A 20,584-nucleotide genomic window follows, 5' to 3' on the forward strand; every position below is an offset into this window, starting at 1 on the left:
TTCCTACAGGGGACTTTCACCCCATTAGTTCATGCCCATGCTGGGCGTACACAAATCAGTACAGCCGACCGCTAACGCGTCGGCTGATTGAAGCGTTAGATGTCCAAGTTACCCATGAAAAGTAAGCACCCAGTATAATTATATGGACTTCCCACGATATTGAGGACGGTTTTATGATTGATAATAAACTGCCCAAGTGGAGGGCTATGGACAAGCAATACGATGATGAACCTCGCAAAGAGGCTATTTAACGATTTGACAACTTCGGCGCGTTCAAGATTGGGTTGCGAAGGGTGTTGGTGTCAATCGGCGGCCATACTATGGTTTTATACTCCTTACTCTAGTCGCTTCACTGCGAAATGAAATGTGCTTAATCTGATGCTGAGTTTTGCTGTATCATGCGATTTTTGGGTTTTTTCAATCTTATCGTGGCTTCGCAGTAGTAGTTAATTGGTTGGGTTACTTAAAATACTATGCGCTTATACAATAAACAGGTAAGCGCGCAAGGAGAATCTTTTGGCGTTTTTGAAAAACTTGGGACTTTTATGTGTTTTGGCTTGCAGTATGGTTGGCTGCGAGAAGGGCGTTGATGAGAAGCCGAAGAGTGAGTCGAACATTGCTAAGCCTTATGTCGCACCGGATTCGGGCTATATAAAGAACCCGTTGTTTGTTGCGAGCGACAGTGGTGAGATGGCTGATTGGAAGCTTTTTCAGCACGCCAGTAATACTTCTTATCGTGTTAGTGTCGATGATAGCGTCTTGGCGCTTACCAGAGTCGGCGTTGAGCCGTGGGGAAAAATAAGCCAGCGGTACCGTAAAAAAGATATCGAGCCGCTGCTGGGTAAAACGCTGGAGTTCTCGGTGGATGTGAAGGCCGAGTATACAGAAGAGTATGGTGAGCCGATGGAACCGCCTTCTGTAGCCGTAAAAATTCGAGGCTTAAGAAAGGGCACCCCTGCCATGATGGGCAGTTCAAACTTATTCTTTAAAAGTGAGCCGATAGTGGAGACGTCGGGTCTGGCTCAGTGGCATCGGTACCATGTTAAATTTAATGTGCCGGAACCAAAAGAGGCCCAAGTGGTGGAAGTAGAGATTTCGGTTGTTATGACGATGGGGGGCACCTTGTGGATGCGGGGCCCCGCATTGGTTGAGTCGCCCGCTGAGTGATTAACGTCGGCAGGCTAGCGGGCTACGCCAGCCGATGCACTGCTGACAAAGTCTGTAATATTTACATCTCTTGGGCTCGCACCGCCTCGCGAGCTAATAGCTTCGCATTACTTTTTTCAATATTCAGCAGCTGCGCTAGTGTGCGGCGGCTGGACTCGCATTCGGCACGTTCGTGCAAATGTTCATACAAATCCACCAGTTGTGCATGGGTATCACTGATTTCCGCACAAATTTTTTCGCAGTCTAAGTTTTTAAAGTCGGCCTCACGCGGGTCGCGCAAGGTGATTGGGTGGCGGTCGGTATAAGCGTAAAACCACGTGTTGAGTGGCCCCAGCGCTTCTTGTTGGCGGAAAAAAGCCAGAGTCTCGGCGAGTTTTTGCTCGTGCGTTGCAAGATAGTTTAACAACAGTTGCTCGCGCTCCGGTGCGCCGCTATCGGCGCAGTCCACCAAGTGTGCCGCTAAGCCGGTGTGAAATTGTTCAATGGCGGATAACAGTTCATCCATCGTTTTGGGTACCATTGCCATTGTGTCTCCTTAGCCTCATCAAGGCTTGCCTTTGTTTTTTGCGCATGTTCATAATTAATGTTCGTTCATAGGCTTAAGCAGGATCAGTGCCAGAGCGTTTATGGTGACGGTGAATGTGGGAGTTTCCCACCACTAGATATAGGAGCCTTTGTGTTTAGATTCAGTTTGTTTGACCGGCGATTGCCGCACTTAAGTCCGCGGCATATTGAGATTAGCTCCCGGTATGACTTTTTTTACGCAATAAATGATTTGCTGGCCGGTGTTTTATTTATCGTGGGAAGTGTGTTGTTTTTTAAAGCCGAGACAGAGTATGCCGCCACTTGGTTCTTTTTAGTTGGTTCGGTTTTGTTTACTGTGCGTCCTGCAATCCGGGTAGTTCGCAACCTTCACCTGCAGCGAGTGAATGGAGGTACCGCGTCGGTTAGCGAGGGGCCGTAAGGGTTGTTTGCGCGCTGAACTAAAATTTTGGCGTAATTCTCTGCGTAAATGTGCAGTTTTTAGTAAAACGTGATCGGCCCGTGATACTTCTGTGAGGATTCGACTGTGTGCTCCCCTGACAATGGGTTATCGGCATTATTTCTGCCGTATTCCATATTTATGTCGAACAGGGAGAACACGATGAAGAGATTATCTGCACTGGCGAGCTTAATGATACTGGCCGCCACGGGCGCTAACGGCGCTGAGTACACTGTCGAAATTCAAAACCTAACACGCAGCACGTTTTTTACCCCATTATTGGTGGCCGCGCACCCGGCAGAGAACCACTTGTTTGCCGTGGGTGGTGAGGCCTCGTTACCGCTGCAGACGATGGCTGAGGGTGGCAACATTGAGCCTTTGGTGGGCGAGATAGATGGCCTTAGTGGTATTGCTGTCGCCAACCCCGCCGGAGGGCTGTTGGCGGCCGGTGCATCTGCCACCGCCATGTTTAACAATGACGATGCCCCCGATAATAATCACCTTTCAATTGTGGCTATGTTGCTACCGACTAACGATGGTTTTGTGGGGTTGGATGCTATGTGGTTGCCTACTGAACCGGGCACCTATCAGTACATGCTTAAAGGCTACGATGCCGGCACCGAGGCCAACGATGAACTGCGTGGCAGTGGGATGCCGGGCGAGCCGGGAATGCCCGTGCCGCCACCGCTAGACCCTCAGCTGGGCAATAACGGTACCGGAATGCCCGGCGAAGCAGAGGGGTTTGTGCATATTCACCGCGGCGTGTTGGGCGATACCGACAGCGTTGCAGGCGGTAGCGATATCGACGCCACCCGCCACCGTTGGTTAAACCCCGTTGCCCGCGTCACTATCACCGTAGAGTAAGGAGACCGCTATGAACAAACAATATCTAATCGCGGGTTTGTGCGTTCTGACACTGGCTTTGGCCGGTTGCGGTAGCGACGATGACGACAGCCCTATGGGGATGACGCCTACCCCTGAGCCGATGCCTGAACCTGAATCCATGACGTTTACCTATGCGGTTAACATTACCAATATGACTCGCGGTCAGCCGTTGTCACCACTGGCCGCTATGGTTTTTGATGGCGAGTTTCAGATGGCAAAAATGGGTGAGCCGGTCAGCGTAGCGTTAGAGGTGTTAGCTGAAAGTGGCGACAATAGCCAGTTACTGGACGCCGCCATGGGCAGCGAACATGTTTATCTGGCACGCTCTGCCGAAGGCGGACCCTTGATGCCGGGTTTAAGTCAGACCATGATGCTAGAGGTAAATACGGCCACCGATTCGCCCGAGGGTATGTATATTGGGCTAGTCTCCATGCTGGCGAATACCAACGACGGTATTACTATGCTCAGCGGCAAAGACCTCGGGGGGCTGCAAGTAGATGACACCATTACCTTTGAGACCCTAAGCTACGATACCGGCACAGAGCGTAATAGCGAAAGCGCCGATACCATTATTGGTCCGGCCGCCGCCGGTGGCTTGCAAGAAGGTTTTAATGCCGAGCGCGATGATTTCGTCGACGAACTTAGGCTGCACAGTGGCGTGGTATCGTTTGATGACGGGATGGCGAGCTCGGCATTAAGCGAGGCCCAGCGCTTTGACAACCCTGTGATGCAGGTAGAGATAACGCGCATGCAGTAATCGCGGGGCTGTGGCGGTGCTTTGCGGGGCTGTCACGGCATCAGTTTTTGGGCTTGCGCGCCCGCGTGGTGAGTTTTGTAACATTCGCCACACGGGTGCGTCTGTTTGTTATTCACCTCTGGTTGCCATTTTGCGAGCGAGGACTGCCCATGGTCGATAATGTCCGTTTAGCCTACGTTAATAAAAAACCACCCCAGCCTCAGGCGCGCAAACGTTTTTTGGTGGTGGAGGACGAACAAGATCTGGCCGAGCTGATCCGGATGCATTTGTCTGAGCTGGATGCCGAGGTTGAGGTGTGCCACCGTGGCGACGATGCCTTACCGCTGGCGCTGCGGCAAACCTGGCACGCTATTGTGTTGGATCTATCGCTGCCGGGCATCGATGGCCTGGATATCTGTCGCGAATTGCGCAGTCAGGGCGTACTTACCCCGGTGCTTATATTAACCTCGCGCTCCACCGAGCTGGACCGAGTGTTGGGCTTAGAGCTGGGCGCCGATGACTACCTCACCAAACCCTTTAGCACGTTGGAGCTGATGGCGCGCGTCAAGGCACTGTTGCGCCGCGCCGAGCACAATAAGACCCCCGCTAACAAACCCGCGCAGGTCATCACCGTAGAGGGCTTGCATATCGATCAAGCGCAGCGCAGCGTAAGCGTTAATGGTGAGCCGGTCGAGTTAACCGCCCGAGAATTTGAACTTATGTGGTATTTTGTCTCGCACCCAGGGCGCGTGTTTCGCCGCTCGGAGTTGCTGGATGCCGTGTGGGGGTATGGCCACGATGGTTACGAGCACACCGTAAACAGCCATATTAATCGGCTGCGCGGCAAAATAGAGCACAACCCCGCCGAGCCGTACTATTTAAAAACTGTGTGGGGGGTAGGGTATAAATTTTGTGGCGAGCCGTGCGCCGAGGTGACCCCGTGAGCCGCTGGTTTAGCACGCTTTATGCGCGTATGTCGCTGGTACTTATCGTGTTGTTTGCCAGCATCGGCGTGGCCTATTTAGTGTTGGTGTACTGGAGCAGCAACCGCTACTACCAAGAGATGACCCAAAGCCTAAATCGCAGTTTAGGGATGTATATTGTCAATCGTGCGCCTTTGATTGATAGCGGTGTAGTGAACCACGCCGCCATGCAAGAGCTGGCCGAGTTGGTGATGGTGGTTAACCCCATTGTCGAGGTGTACCTAACGGATGCCTCGGGAAAAATCCTGGACCACGCTTTTCCTGAGTCCGAGCTGGTTCAGCCGCGTATTGATGTGGCGCCCATTGAAGCATGGTTGAATGATGAGCGCCCGCTGCCGATTACCGGCACCGATCCGCGCACCGGCCGAACAGACAAGGTGTTCTCGGCTTGGCCGGTTGAAGACGATGGTCAGCGCGTGGGTTATCTATATGTGGTGCTGGGCGGCAAGTTGTACCAATCGCTGCGCGACTCCTTAACCGAGAGTTACGTGTTGCGTTTAAGTTTAGGCGGGTTAATTGCCATCGTGCTTTTTGCATTGATAACCGCGGTGTTAATTTTTGCGGCGATGACCAAGCCCTTGCGCCGCCTTGCCCGTGATATGCAAAACTTTCAGCGTGTGGAGCTGAATGTCGCGCACAGTGGCGCTGCATCCGGTGATGAGATTGCCTATTTGCACGATACCTTTCACCGCATGCAAGCAAAAATTCACGATCAATTACAGCGGCTAGAGCAAACCGACCGGCTGCGGCGCGAATTAGTATCTAATGTCTCGCACGATTTGCGTACGCCTTTGGCATCGATGCAGGGTTACTTAGAGACTTTGGCCATTCGTGACGAAAAACTCAGTGACGTCGAACGCACCCGTTATTTAAAAATTGCTTACACGCACTGCCGGCGCTTAACCAAATTAGTGCAAGAGCTGTTTGAGCTAAGCAAACTGGACACCGGCCGCACTGAGCTGAGTTGCGAAACCTTTTTGTTGGCCGAGCTATTACAAGATGTTTTGCAAAAATTTGAGCTTAAAGCCAGCCAGCGCAATATTACCGTCAACGCCGATTTAGCGCGGCGCCCTTATGCGGTAACCGCCGATATTGCGTTAATGGAGCGTGTGTTTGAAAACTTAATCGATAACGCTTTATGTTACACCCCCGACGGCGGCAGTATTACCGTATCGTTAGCGGCGGGCGATAACGGTGTGGCGGTCGATGTGGCCGACACCGGCGTCGGCGTGGCCAAAGATAAACTGCCACGTATTTTTGAGCGCTATTATCAAGCCAAAGGCCAGCGATTTGCGCAGGGCGAGGGCACCGGCCTTGGGCTCGCCATTGTTAAGCGCATATTGGATTTACACCAGTGCCAAATCTCGGTGACCTCGGAGGAGGGGGCGGGCACTTGTTTTTCTTTCGAGTTGCCGCGCGCTAACGTCGGGTAAGTGGCCGCAGACCGCCCATAAAAAACCGGACGGTGGACGTCCGGTTTTGGGTTGACTTGATGCGTTGAGGCTGATGTTAAGGGTTTGGCGCCACCAGAATATCTTTCTCTGGCCCCCAGCTGCCTTGCTCTCGGTTGTACACACCAAACGAGCCGTTATCGTCCCACACGGTAGCGGCGATACCATACTGAGTGGCAAAGTTAACGTGAGCGCGTAAATATTCTAACCGGTCGGCTTGGTTGCAAATGTTCTCAGGGTGTTCGTAATCTTCGTGGGCTGCGCCAAATTCATTAACGGTTACCGGCACCTCGTTGGTTTGTGCCCAGGTGCTGGCGGTTTGGTATACGTTTTCTAGCTCGTTTTTATCTGCCGTTGTGCCCCAGCCTCGGGTGCATTGGCCGGCAAACTCCCATGGGTCGTAGGAGTGAAAGTTGGCAATAAGCTTATTGTCGGCAGGCAGCTTAATATCGGCCAAAGTATCCACCGGGGTATAGCCACTACCGGCAATCACAACCAGTCGGTCGGGGTTGTTGGCTCGGATAATATCCAGTATGCGCGGGTTTAAGTCATTGCTTTGTGCGGGCGTCATACCGTTTGGCTCGTTGAGGATCTCAAACACCAAGCGCGCCGACTTGTGCGCAAAACGCTCGGCAATCTGTGTCCAAATGGCGTCAAAGCGCTCGCGGTTGGCGGCGTTTTGGTAATCCTGCTTTAGCCAGATCTCGTGGTGGGCGTTTAACACAACGTAGTAGCCTTGGGCCAGGGCCCAGTCTACCACCTGCTCGGTACGGTCCATGCGCGATGTGTCTACCGCGTAAGGCTCGCTGGTGGCTGTGTGGTTGTCCCAGGTGGCGGGTATGCGCACGTGGCCAAAGCCTGCATCGGCAAACGCGATTAGGTAAGACTCTTGCGCCGCCGGTGCCCAGTCGCCTTCGTTGGGGTAGGCATCGAGCGTGTTGCCAAGGTTAATGCCAATGCCCATTTGCGCTACCGCCTCGTGGGGCGTGTACTGGGTCGGCTCATCGTAGTGCAACTCTAGGTAATCGAGCGCGGCGCCTGCTTGGGCAAAGTTTAGCGCTATGGTTTGTGGGCCGTCGGTCAAATACACCGCTGCTGTGCTTACATCTTGCCACTCGGGCGCTTCGCTCGCGGCCAGCTCGACCTCACTGTTGCTTATTGTTTGTCCGCCGGCCGCTAACGCCCAACGGCTACTGCTGTTGCTGGCACGTGCCCGGTAGGTCACGGTGTATAGCCCCGAGGTTTGCACATCGACCCGGTAATCTAGGGAGCTGCCGGTGTCGCTAATAGCAAGCCCGCCCGAAAGCGCATCGTCGGCCTCGGTGGTTTTGCTTTGCTCGCTGCAACTGCTGTAGTGCTCGGCCTCAAGCCGGGTAGTGGTTGTGCCGATGGTGGCCGCCACGTCTGGTGCGCACCCGCCGGCCTCAGAGCTGCTGGATGCAACACCGCTAGAAACTGAGCTACTACTAGCACTGGATGCGATGCTGCTCGACGCATCGCTAGAGGTTGAGCTGCTAGAGGCTACGCTGCTAGCGCTGGATGACGCTGTGGGGGGCTCTGACTTAGTGCCGCCGCTGCTGCCGCAAGCGGTTAACACGCTAATGCTGGCGATTAAACCGGTACGTAAAAACAGTTTCGACCACTTGGGTTCAAGCTGGGTTTGCATAGTGAGACCTGTTATTAATATGTCTATCGGCACAATGGCAGGTGCAGCGTTAAGCCGCCCCTGCCATTGTGGGTGCTAATGTTTAAGCGTAGAAGTTAGTGGGGCACATACTCCAAATAATCGTAATAGGCCCACGTGTTTTCCCAGAAGTACTCTTGTGGAAAGTACATACCAGATGCTGAGTTGTCGCCATGCCAGTGGTTGAGCATGATGCGGGTTGGATCCTGAGGCCAAGCGTACTGGGGGATTTCGTTATTGGCCACATAGCCATCGCCATTATCTTTGTACAGAGTGCGGATCACTTGCTGGTTACCCCAAGCATCGTACACATACCACTCAATTTTCCAGCTGGACCAATCAAAGCCGATGGTGACCAGATCTTGGGTGATGTTTAGGCCGTACTGCCCTAAGTCGATGTCTTGCTCCCAGCTCTCGTAGGTGCCGCCTTGGGGTTGGTAAATAACGTTAGTATGAACGACATTGCCCAAGCTTGGCAGAAACTCAATGTCAATCTCCTGCCAGGGGCGCCCGGGTGTGTCGTACCAAGAGGTATAGGTAAAAATCGAGGCTACGGTGCCGGGTGCGTTGCCGGTTTTTAAGCTGCCTTGTATTTTGCCATAACCGAGGTTTTGGTTGGTGCGTAGCTCGGCGCACTGGCCCGGTGTTACACTTAGCGTGATGCCATGGGAGCTGGGGTTGATCATGCTCGGGTCAAACGTGCAACCAAAAGGTGTGCCATTACTGCCGCTGCGGGCTTGCCAAATACTGCTGTTAAAGCCCCAGCTAAAATCATCTTTAAAATAGCCCGATTGGGCGCTGGCGTGAGTGCTCGCCAACAGTGCGATACCGGCGGTAGTCAGTGCGATAGAGCGATAAATATTCTGTAGCATCTTTGACCTCTCGTTATTATCTGTCTTAGTCTTATAGCCTGACCGGCGAGCGCCCTGTGGGAACGGACGACAGGTCTAAGCTTTGTGGGTGGCGTACCTGTACGCTGTGCTAAGCGGCAAGGTGATTGTTGTATCCGCCACAGGTTTACCATAATGCCGGCGCATGAGCGGAGCGCCCGAATGGCCGATGAATCGTGAACTTGGCGCGTCCGACTTTCGGTATTTCTAACTCGGACACCCTGGCCGCGCCCTCTGTGGGCTTGTTGATGCCGGGGTCACTACAATAAGAGACATCACTTTGAGCCACGACTCTCTGCTGTTTAATATTCACGATTTAGTTTTGGTGCTGGCGGCCTCACAGTATGTGATGCTCGCGATCTTGCTGCTGGTCACCCGGCGCAAGGGCGATATTAGCGTGTGCCTATTAGCGGCCATGTTGCTTATAACCGCCGTACAAGAACTGGATACTCTGTTTATTTGGAGCAATACGTTGCGTCAGGCCGTGCTTAACTGGCACCCCAATTTGTTGTTTTTGGGTAGTTTTAGCTACTGGCTGCAGGGGCCGTTACTGTATGGGTTTGTGGCGAGCGTGCTCTATAAGCAGCGGCCCATTCGCAAGCGCTATCTCTTGCATCTGCTGCCCGCGCTGATTGCTGGCGTCCTGTTAATCAGCCACTATTACGTTTTGCCCCGGGCCGACAAAATTGCGGCAATGGCCGATTTGGCGTTTATGTGGACGCCGTTGATGACCCACTTTATGACCGTGTGGCACTTAAGCGTACTGGCCTATGGTGGCGCTAGCTTGTGGCTGCTGTGGCACTACCGGCGCCAGCTGTTAGAGCGCTACGCCAACGTCGAGGTTAGCGAGCGGCGCTGGTTACTGTGGGTGGTGCTCGGTTTTATGTTTATCGCGCTTTGGAAGCTTACGGTGCACTTGCTGGGTGAGCGGGTGGGGGAGGGGCTATCCAATATCCTGGGTATCGCCAGCCACTATATGGCGTTTATCTTTGTTAACGCATTGGTGTTTATTAGCATCCGTTATACGCACTTGTTTGGCGGCCTAGGTGCCGAGCCCACCGGCGGCGAGCCCGAACCCTATAAACCCGAGCAAGTGACACGGGTGAGTGAGTACATGCACACCGATAAGCCCTACTTGTCAGCCGACATATCGCTCGAGTTGTTAGCCAAGCGCTTATCGTTGCCCGAGCGCACGCTGTCGCGCATTTTAAATCAGCATTTTGGCAAAAACTTTTTTGAGTTTATTAACAGTTATCGGGTGGAGCAGACTAAGCATTTATTAAAAGAGCCTGATAAACAACACTGGACGATGCTGCAAATATTGGCTGAGTCTGGTTTTACCAGCAAATCAACCTTTAACGCGATTTTTAAAAAACAGGTGGGTAAAACGCCCTCGCAATATCGCAAAGAGCAAGGTCTGTAGCGAACGTAACCCGGCAATTAAGCAATTTAACGGAGTGAGTGTGGCAAAAAGTAAAACAGCGTTTGTGTGCAACGAGTGTGGTGCCGATTTTGGTAAGTGGCAGGGTCAGTGCAGCGAGTGCGGCACCTGGAACTCTGTGGTTGAGATGAAGCTTGGCCCTGCGCCTAAAGGGGGTGCACGGGGCGCAGAATTCTCGGGTTATGCTGGCAGCACCCAAGCGCAAGTACAAACTTTGGCCGAGATTAGCTTAGAGGATTTACCGCGCCTTTCGAGTGGTACTGGTGAGTTTGACCGGGTGTTGGGGGGCGGCTTAGTGCCCGGCTCGGTGGTGTTAATTGGCGGTCATCCGGGGGCGGGTAAAAGTACGCTGTTGTTGCAAACGCTGTGTAAGCTTGCCGAGTCAACGCCCGCGCTTTACGTTACCGGTGAAGAATCGTTGCAGCAAGTGGCCATGCGCGCAAAACGCTTGGGGCTGCCCACCGATAAACTGCAAATGCTCAGCGAAACTAGCGTCGAACTTATTTGTATGAGCGCCGAAAAAGTTCGACCTAAAGTATTGGTGGTGGATTCGATTCAGGTGGTGCATTTAAGCGATATCCAATCGGCGCCCGGTTCGGTATCGCAAGTGCGCGAGGCGGCGGCTTTTTTAACCCGCTTTGCCAAGCAAACCGGCACAGTCGTTATTTTGGTGGGCCACGTGACTAAAGACGGCTCGCTGGCCGGCCCCAAAGTGCTAGAGCATATGATCGATTGCTCGATTTTATTAGAGGGCTCACACGACTCACGCTTTCGAACCCTGCGCGGTAGCAAAAACCGCTTTGGCGCGGTTAACGAATTGGGCGTATTTGCCATGACCGAGCAAGGTATGAAAGAGGTCAGCAACCCCTCGGCGATTTTCTTGCAACGCGGTGAGGATGTCTCATCCGGCTCGGTGGTGATGGTGATGTGGGAGGGCACCCGCCCGTTGCTGGTCGAGATCCAAGCGCTGGTAGACGACAGCCATTTAGGTAATCCGCGGCGGGTAGCCGTGGGGCTCGATCAAAACCGCCTATCGATGTTGCTCGCCGTATTACACCGCCACGGCGGCATCATGGTGGGTGATCAAGATGTATTCGTCAACGTCGTCGGCGGCGTACGCGTCGCTGAAACCAGCGCTGACTTGGCGTTGTTGTTGGCGATTGTATCCAGCTTTCGTGACCGCCCATTACCACGGGATCTAATGGTATTCGGCGAGGTCGGCTTGGCTGGCGAAATTCGTCCCGTACCCAGTGGTCAGGAGCGTTTGCGCGAAGCCTCTAAACACGGTTTTAAGCGCGCGATTGTGCCGGCAGGCAATGCGCCGCAAAAAACTATTCCGGGGTTTGAGGTGGTTGGTGTAAGTAATTTGACCGAAGCGCTGGAGGCGATTGATTAGGCTGTTCGAACTTGTTGAGCGTTGTCACCCCTAGGGTTCGGTGTCTATCGGGAGGGGGCGAGGATGGGCAACACGAGCAGGAATGCTACATGATATTTTGTAAACGATTACCTTTAATATTTATCTGCACCGCTCTGGCAAGTTGTGGGAGTGATGATAAGCGCGATGATTCAAGCGTGACGTTTACCTCGCTGGCCTGTCCGACCGTGCCGGGAAACTCCTCGATAAAGGAGCCCGAAACTGAAGTGATTAATGACCCTCATCGGTACCTAGAGCGCTACATGAGTGCCGATCTAAACTCCCAGGATAGTCCTCCCCATGTGGATTTTGATACTAGGACGGTACTTGCCGTGTATTCGGGTATGAAAACCTCTGGCGGCCACAGCGTGGCGATAACCGAAATCCGAGAGAGCGATGAAGCGATTACCGTAAATTACGTCGACAAAGAGCCGGGTGGGGCGTGTGGTGTGGATGGGGCGTTAACCTACCCCTATTGTTTTGTCAGTACGGCAAAAATTAATAAGCCGGTTACCTTTTCCAGTAAAACAAAAACGGTTGACTGTGATTAAGTTTTTTAAGCAATTTTAGCCACATTACTGCTGCGCTTGTGTCCGTTACACCACTCCATCACTGGCTTGCATGCCGGGGTCTGCACGGCGTTCGCTGCCCCAGCTGCGGTAGATATAACCTTTGATGGTTTCTAGCTCGTCGATGGTGACGTTTTCGGGCTCGCCACGTTCGAGTGTGTCATAGTGGAAAATATATAAACGCGAGGCAAATAGGGCAACTGGCAAAGATGATTCACCGTAGACTTCGCCGTTGTCAGCGGTATCTACTTTGACGCCGTCGCCCCAGTCTTGCCCGCTGTCGTTATTGGGGTTAAAAAAGTACACCCGCATTTCGCCGCTGGGGTCCAGTGCCACCCGTTGAATAGTAATGGCATGCCAGCCTATAAAACGAGCGGCGCTGTCGGTAACGGCAATGCCTGCTGGCTGTGGATGAATAAGCGGTTGGTTGCCGTTGTAGTAAGGGTGATAATACGCGTAAAAGTGCCGCAAAAAATCATCTAGCGCTGTGAGCTGGCCGGTTGCCACATCGACATTAATACTAAACCCCCGGCCTACCCACCAACCGTGAAACTCGGGGTTAATCCAGCGATGTGGGTCGCCCTCGCGACCAATACACAGCTGGCCCATTTGTGAGTAAACATAATCCAGATGCGGCACTAACAGTAACGATACCGGGTCGAGATCGAAAGGCAATAAACGAGTCGGGTCGTCCAGTAGTGCGCGCGATGAAATAGGTTGGCCTTCAAAGTTCATCACGATTTCATCGTCGCGCACGGCCGACGCAATAATTTGCAGTAAGTAGTCTGGGTCGTTATATGCCCAAATAGAGAGCGCTCGTGCCGATTGGCAAGTCGGGTTATTGCCTTGTCCCACGCCTAATGGCAAACCCAGCATACACAGCACGCCCTCTAATAGTCGTGTTGTTGCCGGGACTTGATTGCCAAATACCAGCTGCAAGCGGTCGTGTGACCATTCGGATAAGACTAAATGCAGTTGCCGCCACAGTGATGGCGCAACTGCGGCGCGATAAAGAATGCCGCGTTCAAGCATCATCGCCAGGCCGTAAGCGGCCTGTGCGGTGGCCGGGTGCACCGCTTGCGCGATTAACGCACGGACGAGCTCACGGTAGCACAGTAGGCTGTCGCGTCCGGTGCCAGATAAGCCGAGTGCGTCGACCAATAGGTGATCGTGTTGTTCGTTTAGGTAGCGCAAAAACATGGCGTGATATGGCGACACTAAGCCTGTGTCGTGCATGGCGCGGGCAAAGCCGGTAGCTTCGGCTTGCAGTGCGGCACTGTCAAAGTATTCGATGCGTTGTTGGTATACCTCGACACCTGGGTCTTCGCGGCACGCCTGGGTGGGGCCAAATAAACTGCTGACTAAGCGCTCGGCGCCTACACCGCTGTTACCCAAATCGACATCGGTGCGAGTGCGGCAAATGGCAATTTGGGTAATCATCTGTTTGACTGGGTCAATCTGGATCGGCCGCTGACGGAGGATGCGCCAGATTTCATCGATTAACGTATCAATGACATGTTCATACCCGATGCGGTCGGCCAAGTGACGCACCAGCATCCGTGGCAGCTCGGCTAGGCGGCCCTGAGTTTCACGTTCGGCCTCGCCGGGGGAGGAGAACAGCAGGGTTAAGTTGATCGCTAAAACCTGGGTCAGGTAATGATGTGCTTGCTCGGCCGAGATGCTTGGATGAAGATAATCGCCTTTGGCCGTTGCCAGCAGGCGCAGCTCGCTTAGGGCCTCAATGGCGAGCACGTCGGCGTTATTGCTTTGCAGCGATTGTTGGGTAAGGCTGGGTACCAAGGTGTGCGGATCGGCCCAGTCGGAGCCGGCAAAGCTGCCGGCCTCCTCTATTGTTTGGGCGCGCGACTCAAGTGCCGCTGCGCCGGCCTCGGTTAGCAAAATGCGTCGCGCGGTGTCGAACACCCGACCGACTTTACCGGGTTTGGCAAAGTCGGGGGCGCTGGCAAGCTTGGCGATGGCATCGTCCATCTGTACCAGCAAACGCTGCAATTTGTCGGACTGTGGCAATTGGCTGGTCATAGGTTAGGCTTATCGCTTATAGAGTCCGCAGCTTAGCAAGGCTTCTTCACACATAAAAGTCTAATTCTTCCTGACGCTTGAGTAAGGTGTGCATTTCTTCGGCGTCCTCACCGACAAAGTACAGCAGCCCCCAGTGGGTGCCAAAGGCAGTGCGCTTTGTGACGGTCTCCTCCATGGGGGTACTCAAATCGTGCGATTCAAAATAAGGGTGGTTTTCGGTCTCTTCGGGAATATCTAAATGGCTAACAACCCGGCGGCGTGGATAAACCCCAAAGCAACCGGCATAGCCTTTGGCATCGACAATCTCGCGGGGGAAAAACTCGCTCACTTCCTGGTCGGTGGCTTTGGGGTCAAATGCCAGCATTAGCCCCTGATAGGCGTTAAACCCGTAAACTCGTTCCAGCAGCTCAAACACTTTAAAGCCCGGCGGACGATAGGCAACTTCGCCAAAGTACATTTCGCCATCGTTTGTTAAAAAGTATTCCGGGTGGACAAAACCAAAATCGATATCAAAAACTTTAATTAGTTTTTCTATTTGCTGGCGAATTTGATCGCGATATTTTTCTAGCTCTGGTGATGCTGGCACATACACCGAGTAGCCCAGAGAAACGTATTCAGAGATATTCAAAAAAGCAATTTTGCCGTTGTGTATCCAAGCCTCTACCGCAAATTCCCAACCATCTAAGTGCGATTCTATGAGCGCAGGAAATTCTTCATCGGGAATCGTGGCTACATCGTCGGGTGTGCGAATCACCCGGTGGCCTAAGCAGCCGGCTTTATCAAATGCTTTAAAGTGGATGGGGTCGGTGGGGTCGCCATCGAGTTTTAATAGGGTTTGATTAACACGCTTTAAAAAACGTACCACGTCTTCGTGATCGTGGGCCTCTTCAAAAATACCCACCCGAATGCCACCCAGCTGTGCGCGACGTTTCATGAGTGACTTATCGCGCATCAGCATGGACTGCCCAAGCAAGCGCGGGTTGTCTAGTAATACAGAGTTAATGGCACCGGCCCATTCAACGGTTTCTTCATACAAAGGCACCGCTACATCAACGCCTTCTTCTTTAAGTTTGTTGGCAATCTCAAACGAGCGTTCATTAAGCCGTTCAAAGTTCCAGGACAAATAAGGGATGTTGTGTTGCTCGCAGTACTCCTGCGCCCAATCGGGCGCCACCACGATATAGCGACGGTCGAAGGTTGCCGCAGCCTCTACTGCATTTAGGCTCCAGCCAAGTAGAGCGATATAACCTTTATTCGGATCGATATCCATAACATCCTCGCTTTATAATCAAGTGAACTGAACGGTTGGACCATAACCGGTCACATGGGGAATACATTGGAACAGTAAAGAACTCTGTTCGCCAGACTACCCACGGTACAGGGCATTGGCTGTTACCGCAAATGAATGCGGTTTAAGCGAAGGCTATAACCTGTTTAAAGCGCCACTCTAGGGCAGTAGGCCGCTGTAGCTTTCACACGTGCTACTGCTCGAGGTCACGATCGTCATAAAGTGGCATGGTTTTGCCGGATAACGCCATAACAGTGTCAGCATGGCGTAGCGATTCTCGGCTGGTCGAAAAAATGCCTATGATGTTTTGTTTACGTGTTTCGGGTTAGGTTTAGATGTATTAGGTTAGGGTTAATTTTTTGTCAAGTGAGGGTCGATATAAAGCGTTTAAGCCTTAGTGGTGTTCCTTTTCTTCCTCTGTGCTAGGTTATTTTTGTTAGCTTGAAGTAACGCTAGGGGTTTGATATGAATAAAAATATAAACGTTGGTAAGGTGGAGTGTGTGGGGCTGGTGATTCTCGCAGCGGTGTTTATTCTGTTGTTGGTAATAGCCGATTTTACTGTGGCGATAATGCTTGTATTACCTGCGGGTATAATATTAGAGCTGATGATTTTGGTTTGTAAGGCCAATAAAGCTTCACCGTGATGGCAGGTTTGTTGCGATAAGTTGGATAGTTAAAAATAGCTTAATGTGGATGGTGGCGAGGGCGATTACCTCCTTTTTGCTTAAACGTTTTTTTAATGCTTATGATGCTCCGTCGGCCAGTTTACCTCTGGCAAATATTCAAAGCCGGGCCGGGCAAACAGAAAGCCCTGAAACAGATTAAAACCCACGGCACGCAGATACTGATATTCCGCCTCGGTTTCCACGCCCTCGGCGAGTGGCGTTAGGTTTAATTCGGCACACAGGGCTAAGGTGTGGCGGATAATGGCCTGTTTGACGGGGTGGCTATCTATATCGCTGAGTAGCTCGCGGTCTACCTTTACAATATCCGGCTGGAAGGTGGCGAGCATATTTAAGCCAGCATAACCCGCACCAAAGTCGTCCAGTGCCGTACGAAATCCACTTTGCTGATAGTAGCGGATGATATCGCGCAGGTGCGACTTGTCGCGTACGTTCTCCACCTCAGTGATTTCGAACAAAATGCGCTCAATGGGAAAGTTGTAACGGACCGCCGCGTCGAGGGTAGTGCGTATACACAGTTCGGGCCGATAAACCGCGTTGGGAAGAAAATTAATACTGACGTAACCGGTAATACCCAATTGCGCCGCAAGGGCGATTGCTTTGACACGGCAGGTTTGATCAAAGCGATAAAGATTGTGCTCGTTTACCTGCGCCATGACTTGCCCTGCAGATTCGCCGTTCAGGCCTCGCGCTAGCGCCTCGTAGCCCACCACCTTTTGTTGACTAACATCGACGATGGGTTGAAACGCCATGGAAAAATCAAAACCTAGTGCCTGCCCATGGGCGCAAGCGGCACACGTTAGTTCGCTGTAATCGCTGGGAGTTGTACCGCGTTTGGGCATAAGGTAAGTCCGCCTCCTCGTGTGCCGGTGATGAGCTGCTTTGCCATAGTGAGGCAGCTTTGCCGCGTTGACTTTAGCATGTATAGCGGCGGCCTTTTAACCCTGTGTATTGTGGGGCAGTGACACAGGCCTTAGCTGGACAGCGTCGCAGTGCATTAAGTGAAGTATGGTGGAAAGTAACAAGGTTGACCACTCTTAAGGTTTTTAACGACAGGTGCTTTACCTAGCTTTGCTAAGGTGCGGTTTTCAGGCTTACGTTAAGTGCGCAAATGTATCATCGCCGACTAACCTCGCAGCGTGCGCGATGGAGAAAATAGGTGTGAATAGCGGTTCGATCAATAAAGAGCGCGGGGAGCTGTCTGAACTGTCGCAAGAGTTGGTTCGCGGCGCGGCGAACTTGCGAGAAATGACGTCGCAAAATCGGCTAGCCATTGCCGAGTTTAAAACGTAAAAGGGTGGTTTCGTCAAAGGACGCTGAGGTTTACGGGCTTAGGTTGCGCTTGTGAGCGTTGCTTGCGTCTTTAGAGCAGCTCATGCAGCTCTCGCTCGGCGGCTTCGGCACCGATGTTTAGCTCCAGCATGCGGCGCAGGTGGCGAATGCTGGTTACATCAATCGAGGTGCAGTTAAGGCCGGTGTGGTCGCTCTCGCGGTGTGCCACTTGAGTTTGCATACAGATCTCCTGTTGCTCTGAAAGTGCAATCTCGGCGCGCACCGGGGCGTCGGGGTCGACCTCTTCGGGCAAAGCGCCCTCTACGAGTAACCCTTTTAAAGAGATATCAAACAGCTGGGCATGCCAATGAAAACCGGCCTGAGATAGGATGACCTCTGTGTGAAACGGAATACGATGAAAGTGGCGGCGCTCTGAGTCAGTCATGGGGTGATCCGTTATTGGTTTCGCCATAATTGTAGTCGATCTGCACGGCTCTTGCCGGCTGTTATAATGGCCTTTACAACAGCTAGCCTGCGACACCGCAACGAGACAAGTTATGACGCAATTACGAGTAGGCATTGATCTGGGCGGCACCAAAACCGAGATCATTGTGCTAAACAATACCAGCGAGGAGCTTTATCGCAAGCGTATTCCCACTTATCGCGATGATTATCAGCGTACCTTGGCGGACCTTGCGCTGTTGGTCAAAGAGGCCGAGGCGGCGGTGGGGGGCAGTGAGATTCCGGTGGGTTTGGGGATTCCGGGTACCGTATCGCGTAAAACCGGATTCGTTAAAAACGCTAATTCGACGTGGTTGAATGGCCAGCCGTTGCAAAAGGATATCTCCGCGCAGCTTAAACGCGATGTTCAGATCACCAACGATGCCAACTGTTTGGCGGTTTCGGAGGCGACCGACGGCGCCGGCGCCGGGTACGATTTTGTCTTTGCGGCGATTTTAGGCACCGGCTGCGGCGGCGGAGTGTGTTATCGGGCGGCGCCCTTGGCGGGGCCTAATGGTGTGGGCGGCGAATGGGGCCATAACCCGCTGCCTTGGACCCCCGAGCCGCAACTGAATGCACGGCCCTGCTATTGCGGCCGCTACGGCTGCCAAGAGACGTTTATATCGGGCACAGGGGTTGCCGAAACGTATCGCTTAGCGACAGGTGCGCGCCTGAGTGGCCCAGAGATACTGGCCGCCAGCGATAGTGGCGATACGACCGCACTGCAGGTGGTCGATGCCTATATGGAGCACCTGGCTCGTGCGTTTGCGGCGGTAATTAACGTGCTGGACCCGGATGCAATTGTGTTGGGCGGCGGCGCCTCCAATGTCAGCGCTATTTACCGTGAGCTGCCTAAAAGGCTGCCACGCTACGTATTTGGCGGCGAATGCGATACCCCGATTTTACAGGCGCAACACGGCGACTCCAGCGGCGTGCGCGGCGCCGCGTGGCTGAACCCGCTGTAGCAACCTAGGCACAAAAAAGCCCGGCAGGCGCCAACCTGTCGGGCTTTTTTGTGCCTAGCCGTATCGGTTAAAACAAGTGGGCGTTAACCCACATATGGGTGACGATACTGCCGACGTAACCCAGCGCAATTACCGGTGCCCACTTGAGATGACCGGCAAAGGTGTAGTGGCCACGGGCTTGGCCCATTAGTGCCACACCGGCGGCGGAGCCTACCGACAACAAGCTACCACCGACCCCGGCCGTGAGTGTAATCAGTAGCCACTGGCCGTGGGACATATCAGGCTCCATACTCAGCACCGCAAACATCACCGGGATGTTGTCTACCACCGAGGACATTAGCCCTAAAAACACGTTGGCGTAGGTTGGATCCCAACTGGAGTAAAGGGTGTCTGACAGCATGGCAAGGTAGCCCATATAGCCCAAACCGCCCACGCACATCACCACACCGTAAAAGAACAACAACGTGTCCCACTCGGCACGCGCGACTTTGCTGAATACGTCAAACGGGATGACGCCCCCTAAACGCTCCAGCGCGCGCGAGTCGCCGGCGCGCTCGGCACGGGCGCGTTTGCGGGCCAGTGAGCCGGGCAGGGTACGGCGTAAAAAGTAACCAAAAAACTGCAGGTAGCCAAGGCCGGTCATCATCCCCAGTACCGGCGGTAGGTTAAGCACTAGGTGGCACAGCACGGCAGTAATGATGGTAAGCACAAACAGCGAGAGGATACGCAGCGCGCCGCGTTTAAGCTCCACCTCTTCGTTGACGGTGCCGGGTTTACGGTTGGCGACAAAAAAGCTCATGATCAGTGCCGGTATGCCGTAATTGACCAGTGAGGGCACAAACAGCGCTAAGAACTCGTGAAAATCGACCAAGCCCGCCTGCCAAACCATCAAGGTGGTGATATCACCAAAGGGGCTAAATGAGCCGCCCGCGTTGGAGGCGACCACCACGTTAATGCAGCACAGGCTAATAAAGCGCGAGTCGTCACCGGCCACTTTTAAAATTACCGCGCACATCAGCATCGCGGTGGTCAAGTTGTTGGCAAACGATGAGATAAAAAAGGCGAGTATGCCGGTCAGCCAAAACAGCGTGCGTAGCTTAAAGCCCTTACGTACCATCCAGGCGCGCAGCACATCAAACAGGCGGCGCTCTTCTAGGGCGTTGATGTAGGTCATTGCTACCAGCAAAAACAGCAATAGCTCGGCGTATTCCAGCAGGGTATGGCGAAAGGCCGCTTCCGATTCGTGCGGCAGGCCCGCTTGGGTGTACACCCAGCCGATTAGCATCCAGATAATACCGGCGGCAACCAACACCGGCTTGGACTTTCGCAGGTGCAGCTTTTCTTCCAACATTACGACGATGTAAGCAATCACAAACAGAAAGATTGCGATGTAACCAACCACCGAGTGGGTTAGGTTAATCTCACCGGTTTCGGCAAGAGCTGAAGGCGATATGATGCACAAACATATCCCCAATAACGCGAGCGCGCGGGAGTATAGGTTAGACATTGTGGCTACCAGATTTTAGTTTTTGAGGGGGCGTGGTGCGCGGGCAGGGGTCTAGGCCTTCAAGTGCACCAATAACGCGCGCGTATATTACCACAGTGTTTCACCGAGAACAGCGGGCAAAGCCG

At 53.2% G+C, this 20,584-nt stretch carries 20 protein-coding genes; 12 read left to right on the forward strand and 8 right to left on the reverse strand.

Annotated elements, in window-relative coordinates; translation table 11 throughout:
- Window positions 1-516 precede the first annotated feature (516 nt).
- Window positions 517-1,167 (forward strand): hypothetical protein, encoded by a 651-nt coding sequence (locus AACY82_RS15920; RefSeq protein WP_339617834.1) that lies wholly within the window; start codon window positions 517-519, stop codon window positions 1,165-1,167.
- Window positions 1,168-1,228: 61 nt separating this feature from the next.
- On the opposite strand, the gene AACY82_RS15925 is transcribed toward AACY82_RS15920, so the two are convergent.
- Window positions 1,229-1,693 carry a hypothetical protein gene (locus tag AACY82_RS15925; protein ID WP_339617835.1) on the reverse strand — a complete coding sequence of 155 codons (465 nt, stop codon included), beginning with the start codon at window positions 1,691-1,693 and terminating at the stop codon, window positions 1,229-1,231.
- A gap of 150 nt (window positions 1,694-1,843) precedes the next feature.
- Here AACY82_RS15925 and AACY82_RS15930 point away from each other — a divergent pair, with 150 nt between their 5' ends.
- The 5 genes from AACY82_RS15930 (at window position 1,844) to AACY82_RS15950 (ending at window position 6,186) form a co-directional block, all read left to right on the forward strand.
- Window positions 1,844-2,131: a YrhK family protein gene (locus AACY82_RS15930; protein WP_339617836.1), complete on the forward strand. Its 288-nt coding sequence runs from the start codon at window positions 1,844-1,846 to the stop codon at window positions 2,129-2,131.
- Between the two features lie 180 nt (window positions 2,132-2,311).
- Window positions 2,312-3,013, forward strand: coding sequence for a spondin domain-containing protein (locus tag AACY82_RS15935; protein WP_339617837.1), 702 nt, complete (start codon window positions 2,312-2,314; stop codon window positions 3,011-3,013).
- Between the two features lie 10 nt (window positions 3,014-3,023).
- Entirely contained in the window at window positions 3,024-3,791 is a 768-nt protein-coding gene (locus AACY82_RS15940) for a spondin domain-containing protein (RefSeq protein ID WP_339617838.1), read from the forward strand.
- Between the two features lie 149 nt (window positions 3,792-3,940).
- Window positions 3,941-4,714 (forward strand): response regulator transcription factor, encoded by a 774-nt coding sequence (locus AACY82_RS15945; protein ID WP_339617839.1) that lies wholly within the window; start codon window positions 3,941-3,943, stop codon window positions 4,712-4,714.
- On the forward strand, window positions 4,711-6,186 hold the full coding sequence (locus AACY82_RS15950; protein WP_339617840.1) for an ATP-binding protein: 1,476 nt from the start codon (window positions 4,711-4,713) through the stop codon (window positions 6,184-6,186). Before AACY82_RS15945 ends, AACY82_RS15950 begins: the two co-directional genes overlap by 4 nt.
- A 76-nt stretch (window positions 6,187-6,262) precedes the next feature.
- Here the strand turns inward: AACY82_RS15950 and AACY82_RS15955 are convergent, their stop codons facing one another.
- Window positions 6,263-7,870: a cellulase family glycosylhydrolase gene (locus AACY82_RS15955; protein WP_339617841.1), complete on the reverse strand. Its 1,608-nt coding sequence runs from the start codon at window positions 7,868-7,870 to the stop codon at window positions 6,263-6,265.
- Between the two features lie 95 nt (window positions 7,871-7,965).
- Window positions 7,966-8,760, reverse strand: coding sequence for a family 16 glycosylhydrolase (locus AACY82_RS15960; protein ID WP_339617842.1), 795 nt, complete (start codon window positions 8,758-8,760; stop codon window positions 7,966-7,968).
- 298 nt (window positions 8,761-9,058) lie between these two features.
- Between AACY82_RS15960 and AACY82_RS15965 the strand changes: the two genes are divergently transcribed.
- The 3 genes from AACY82_RS15965 (at window position 9,059) to AACY82_RS15975 (ending at window position 12,184) form a co-directional block, all read left to right on the forward strand.
- Complete coding sequence (locus tag AACY82_RS15965; protein WP_339617843.1) at window positions 9,059-10,201, forward strand: helix-turn-helix domain-containing protein; 1,143 nt, start codon at window positions 9,059-9,061, stop codon at window positions 10,199-10,201.
- Window positions 10,202-10,241: 40 nt separating this feature from the next.
- A complete protein-coding gene (radA, locus tag AACY82_RS15970) occupies window positions 10,242-11,615 on the forward strand; it encodes a DNA repair protein RadA (RefSeq protein WP_339617844.1) in 1,374 nt (457 codons plus the stop codon).
- Window positions 11,616-11,704: 89 nt separating this feature from the next.
- The gene (locus AACY82_RS15975; RefSeq protein WP_339617845.1) at window positions 11,705-12,184 is read left to right on the forward strand and encodes a protease complex subunit PrcB family protein; all 480 of its coding nucleotides are present in this window, start codon (window positions 11,705-11,707) and stop codon (window positions 12,182-12,184) included.
- A gap of 45 nt (window positions 12,185-12,229) precedes the next feature.
- On the opposite strand, the gene AACY82_RS15980 is transcribed toward AACY82_RS15975, so the two are convergent.
- Window positions 12,230-14,242 (reverse strand): hypothetical protein, encoded by a 2,013-nt coding sequence (locus AACY82_RS15980; RefSeq protein ID WP_339617846.1) that lies wholly within the window; start codon window positions 14,240-14,242, stop codon window positions 12,230-12,232.
- A gap of 46 nt (window positions 14,243-14,288) precedes the next feature.
- On the reverse strand, window positions 14,289-15,512 hold the full coding sequence (locus tag AACY82_RS15985) for an ATP-grasp domain-containing protein (RefSeq protein ID WP_339617847.1): 1,224 nt from the start codon (window positions 15,510-15,512) through the stop codon (window positions 14,289-14,291).
- A 483-nt stretch (window positions 15,513-15,995) separates the two neighbouring features.
- Here AACY82_RS15985 and AACY82_RS15990 point away from each other — a divergent pair, with 483 nt between their 5' ends.
- The gene (locus AACY82_RS15990; RefSeq protein ID WP_339617848.1) at window positions 15,996-16,175 is read left to right on the forward strand and encodes a hypothetical protein; all 180 of its coding nucleotides are present in this window, start codon (window positions 15,996-15,998) and stop codon (window positions 16,173-16,175) included.
- 92 nt (window positions 16,176-16,267) lie between these two features.
- Here AACY82_RS15990 and AACY82_RS15995 read toward each other — a convergent pair whose 3' ends face one another.
- Window positions 16,268-17,056: an EAL domain-containing protein gene (locus AACY82_RS15995; RefSeq protein ID WP_339617849.1), complete on the reverse strand. Its 789-nt coding sequence runs from the start codon at window positions 17,054-17,056 to the stop codon at window positions 16,268-16,270.
- 319 nt (window positions 17,057-17,375) lie between these two features.
- On the opposite strand from AACY82_RS15995, the gene AACY82_RS16000 reads away from it, so the two are divergent.
- Window positions 17,376-17,507 carry a hypothetical protein gene (locus AACY82_RS16000; RefSeq protein ID WP_339617850.1) on the forward strand — a complete coding sequence of 44 codons (132 nt, stop codon included), beginning with the start codon at window positions 17,376-17,378 and terminating at the stop codon, window positions 17,505-17,507.
- 70 nt (window positions 17,508-17,577) lie between these two features.
- On the opposite strand, the gene AACY82_RS16005 is transcribed toward AACY82_RS16000, so the two are convergent.
- Window positions 17,578-17,931, reverse strand: coding sequence for a PilZ domain-containing protein (locus tag AACY82_RS16005; RefSeq protein ID WP_339617851.1), 354 nt, complete (start codon window positions 17,929-17,931; stop codon window positions 17,578-17,580).
- Between the two features lie 112 nt (window positions 17,932-18,043).
- On the opposite strand from AACY82_RS16005, the gene AACY82_RS16010 reads away from it, so the two are divergent.
- Window positions 18,044-18,952: an ROK family protein gene (locus tag AACY82_RS16010; RefSeq protein WP_339617852.1), complete on the forward strand. Its 909-nt coding sequence runs from the start codon at window positions 18,044-18,046 to the stop codon at window positions 18,950-18,952.
- Window positions 18,953-19,019: 67 nt separating this feature from the next.
- Here AACY82_RS16010 and nhaD read toward each other — a convergent pair whose 3' ends face one another.
- Entirely contained in the window at window positions 19,020-20,459 is a 1,440-nt protein-coding gene (nhaD, locus tag AACY82_RS16015; RefSeq protein WP_339617853.1) for a sodium:proton antiporter NhaD, read from the reverse strand.
- Between the last annotated feature and the right edge of the window lie 125 nt (window positions 20,460-20,584).

It is taken from the genome of uncultured Gilvimarinus sp. (assembly GCF_963972205.1).
Lineage (GTDB): Bacteria > Pseudomonadota > Gammaproteobacteria > Pseudomonadales > Cellvibrionaceae > Gilvimarinus > Gilvimarinus japonicus.

Excerpts from the sequence above, each read along its gene's own strand:
- AACY82_RS15925 (WP_339617835.1), bottom strand. The coding sequence starts at position 1,693 with ATGGCAATGGTACCCAAAACGATGGATGAACTGTTATCCGCCATTGAA.
- AACY82_RS15935 (WP_339617837.1), top strand. The coding sequence starts at position 2,312 with ATGAAGAGATTATCTGCACTGGCGAGCTTAATGATACTGGCCGCCACG.
- AACY82_RS15940 (WP_339617838.1), top strand. The coding sequence starts at position 3,024 with ATGAACAAACAATATCTAATCGCGGGTTTGTGCGTTCTGACACTGGCT.
- AACY82_RS15945 (WP_339617839.1), top strand. The coding sequence starts at position 3,941 with ATGGTCGATAATGTCCGTTTAGCCTACGTTAATAAAAAACCACCCCAG.
- AACY82_RS15955 (WP_339617841.1), bottom strand. The coding sequence starts at position 7,870 with ATGCAAACCCAGCTTGAACCCAAGTGGTCGAAACTGTTTTTACGTACC.
- AACY82_RS15960 (WP_339617842.1), bottom strand. The coding sequence starts at position 8,760 with ATGCTACAGAATATTTATCGCTCTATCGCACTGACTACCGCCGGTATC.
- AACY82_RS15975 (WP_339617845.1), top strand. The coding sequence starts at position 11,705 with ATGATATTTTGTAAACGATTACCTTTAATATTTATCTGCACCGCTCTG.
- AACY82_RS15980 (WP_339617846.1), bottom strand. The coding sequence starts at position 14,242 with ATGACCAGCCAATTGCCACAGTCCGACAAATTGCAGCGTTTGCTGGTA.
- AACY82_RS15985 (WP_339617847.1), bottom strand. The coding sequence starts at position 15,512 with ATGGATATCGATCCGAATAAAGGTTATATCGCTCTACTTGGCTGGAGC.
- AACY82_RS15990 (WP_339617848.1), top strand. The coding sequence starts at position 15,996 with ATGAATAAAAATATAAACGTTGGTAAGGTGGAGTGTGTGGGGCTGGTG.
- AACY82_RS15995 (WP_339617849.1), bottom strand. The coding sequence starts at position 17,056 with ATGCCCAAACGCGGTACAACTCCCAGCGATTACAGCGAACTAACGTGT.
- AACY82_RS16005 (WP_339617851.1), bottom strand. The coding sequence starts at position 17,931 with ATGACTGACTCAGAGCGCCGCCACTTTCATCGTATTCCGTTTCACACA.
- AACY82_RS16010 (WP_339617852.1), top strand. The coding sequence starts at position 18,044 with ATGACGCAATTACGAGTAGGCATTGATCTGGGCGGCACCAAAACCGAG.
- nhaD (WP_339617853.1), bottom strand. The coding sequence starts at position 20,459 with ATGTCTAACCTATACTCCCGCGCGCTCGCGTTATTGGGGATATGTTTG.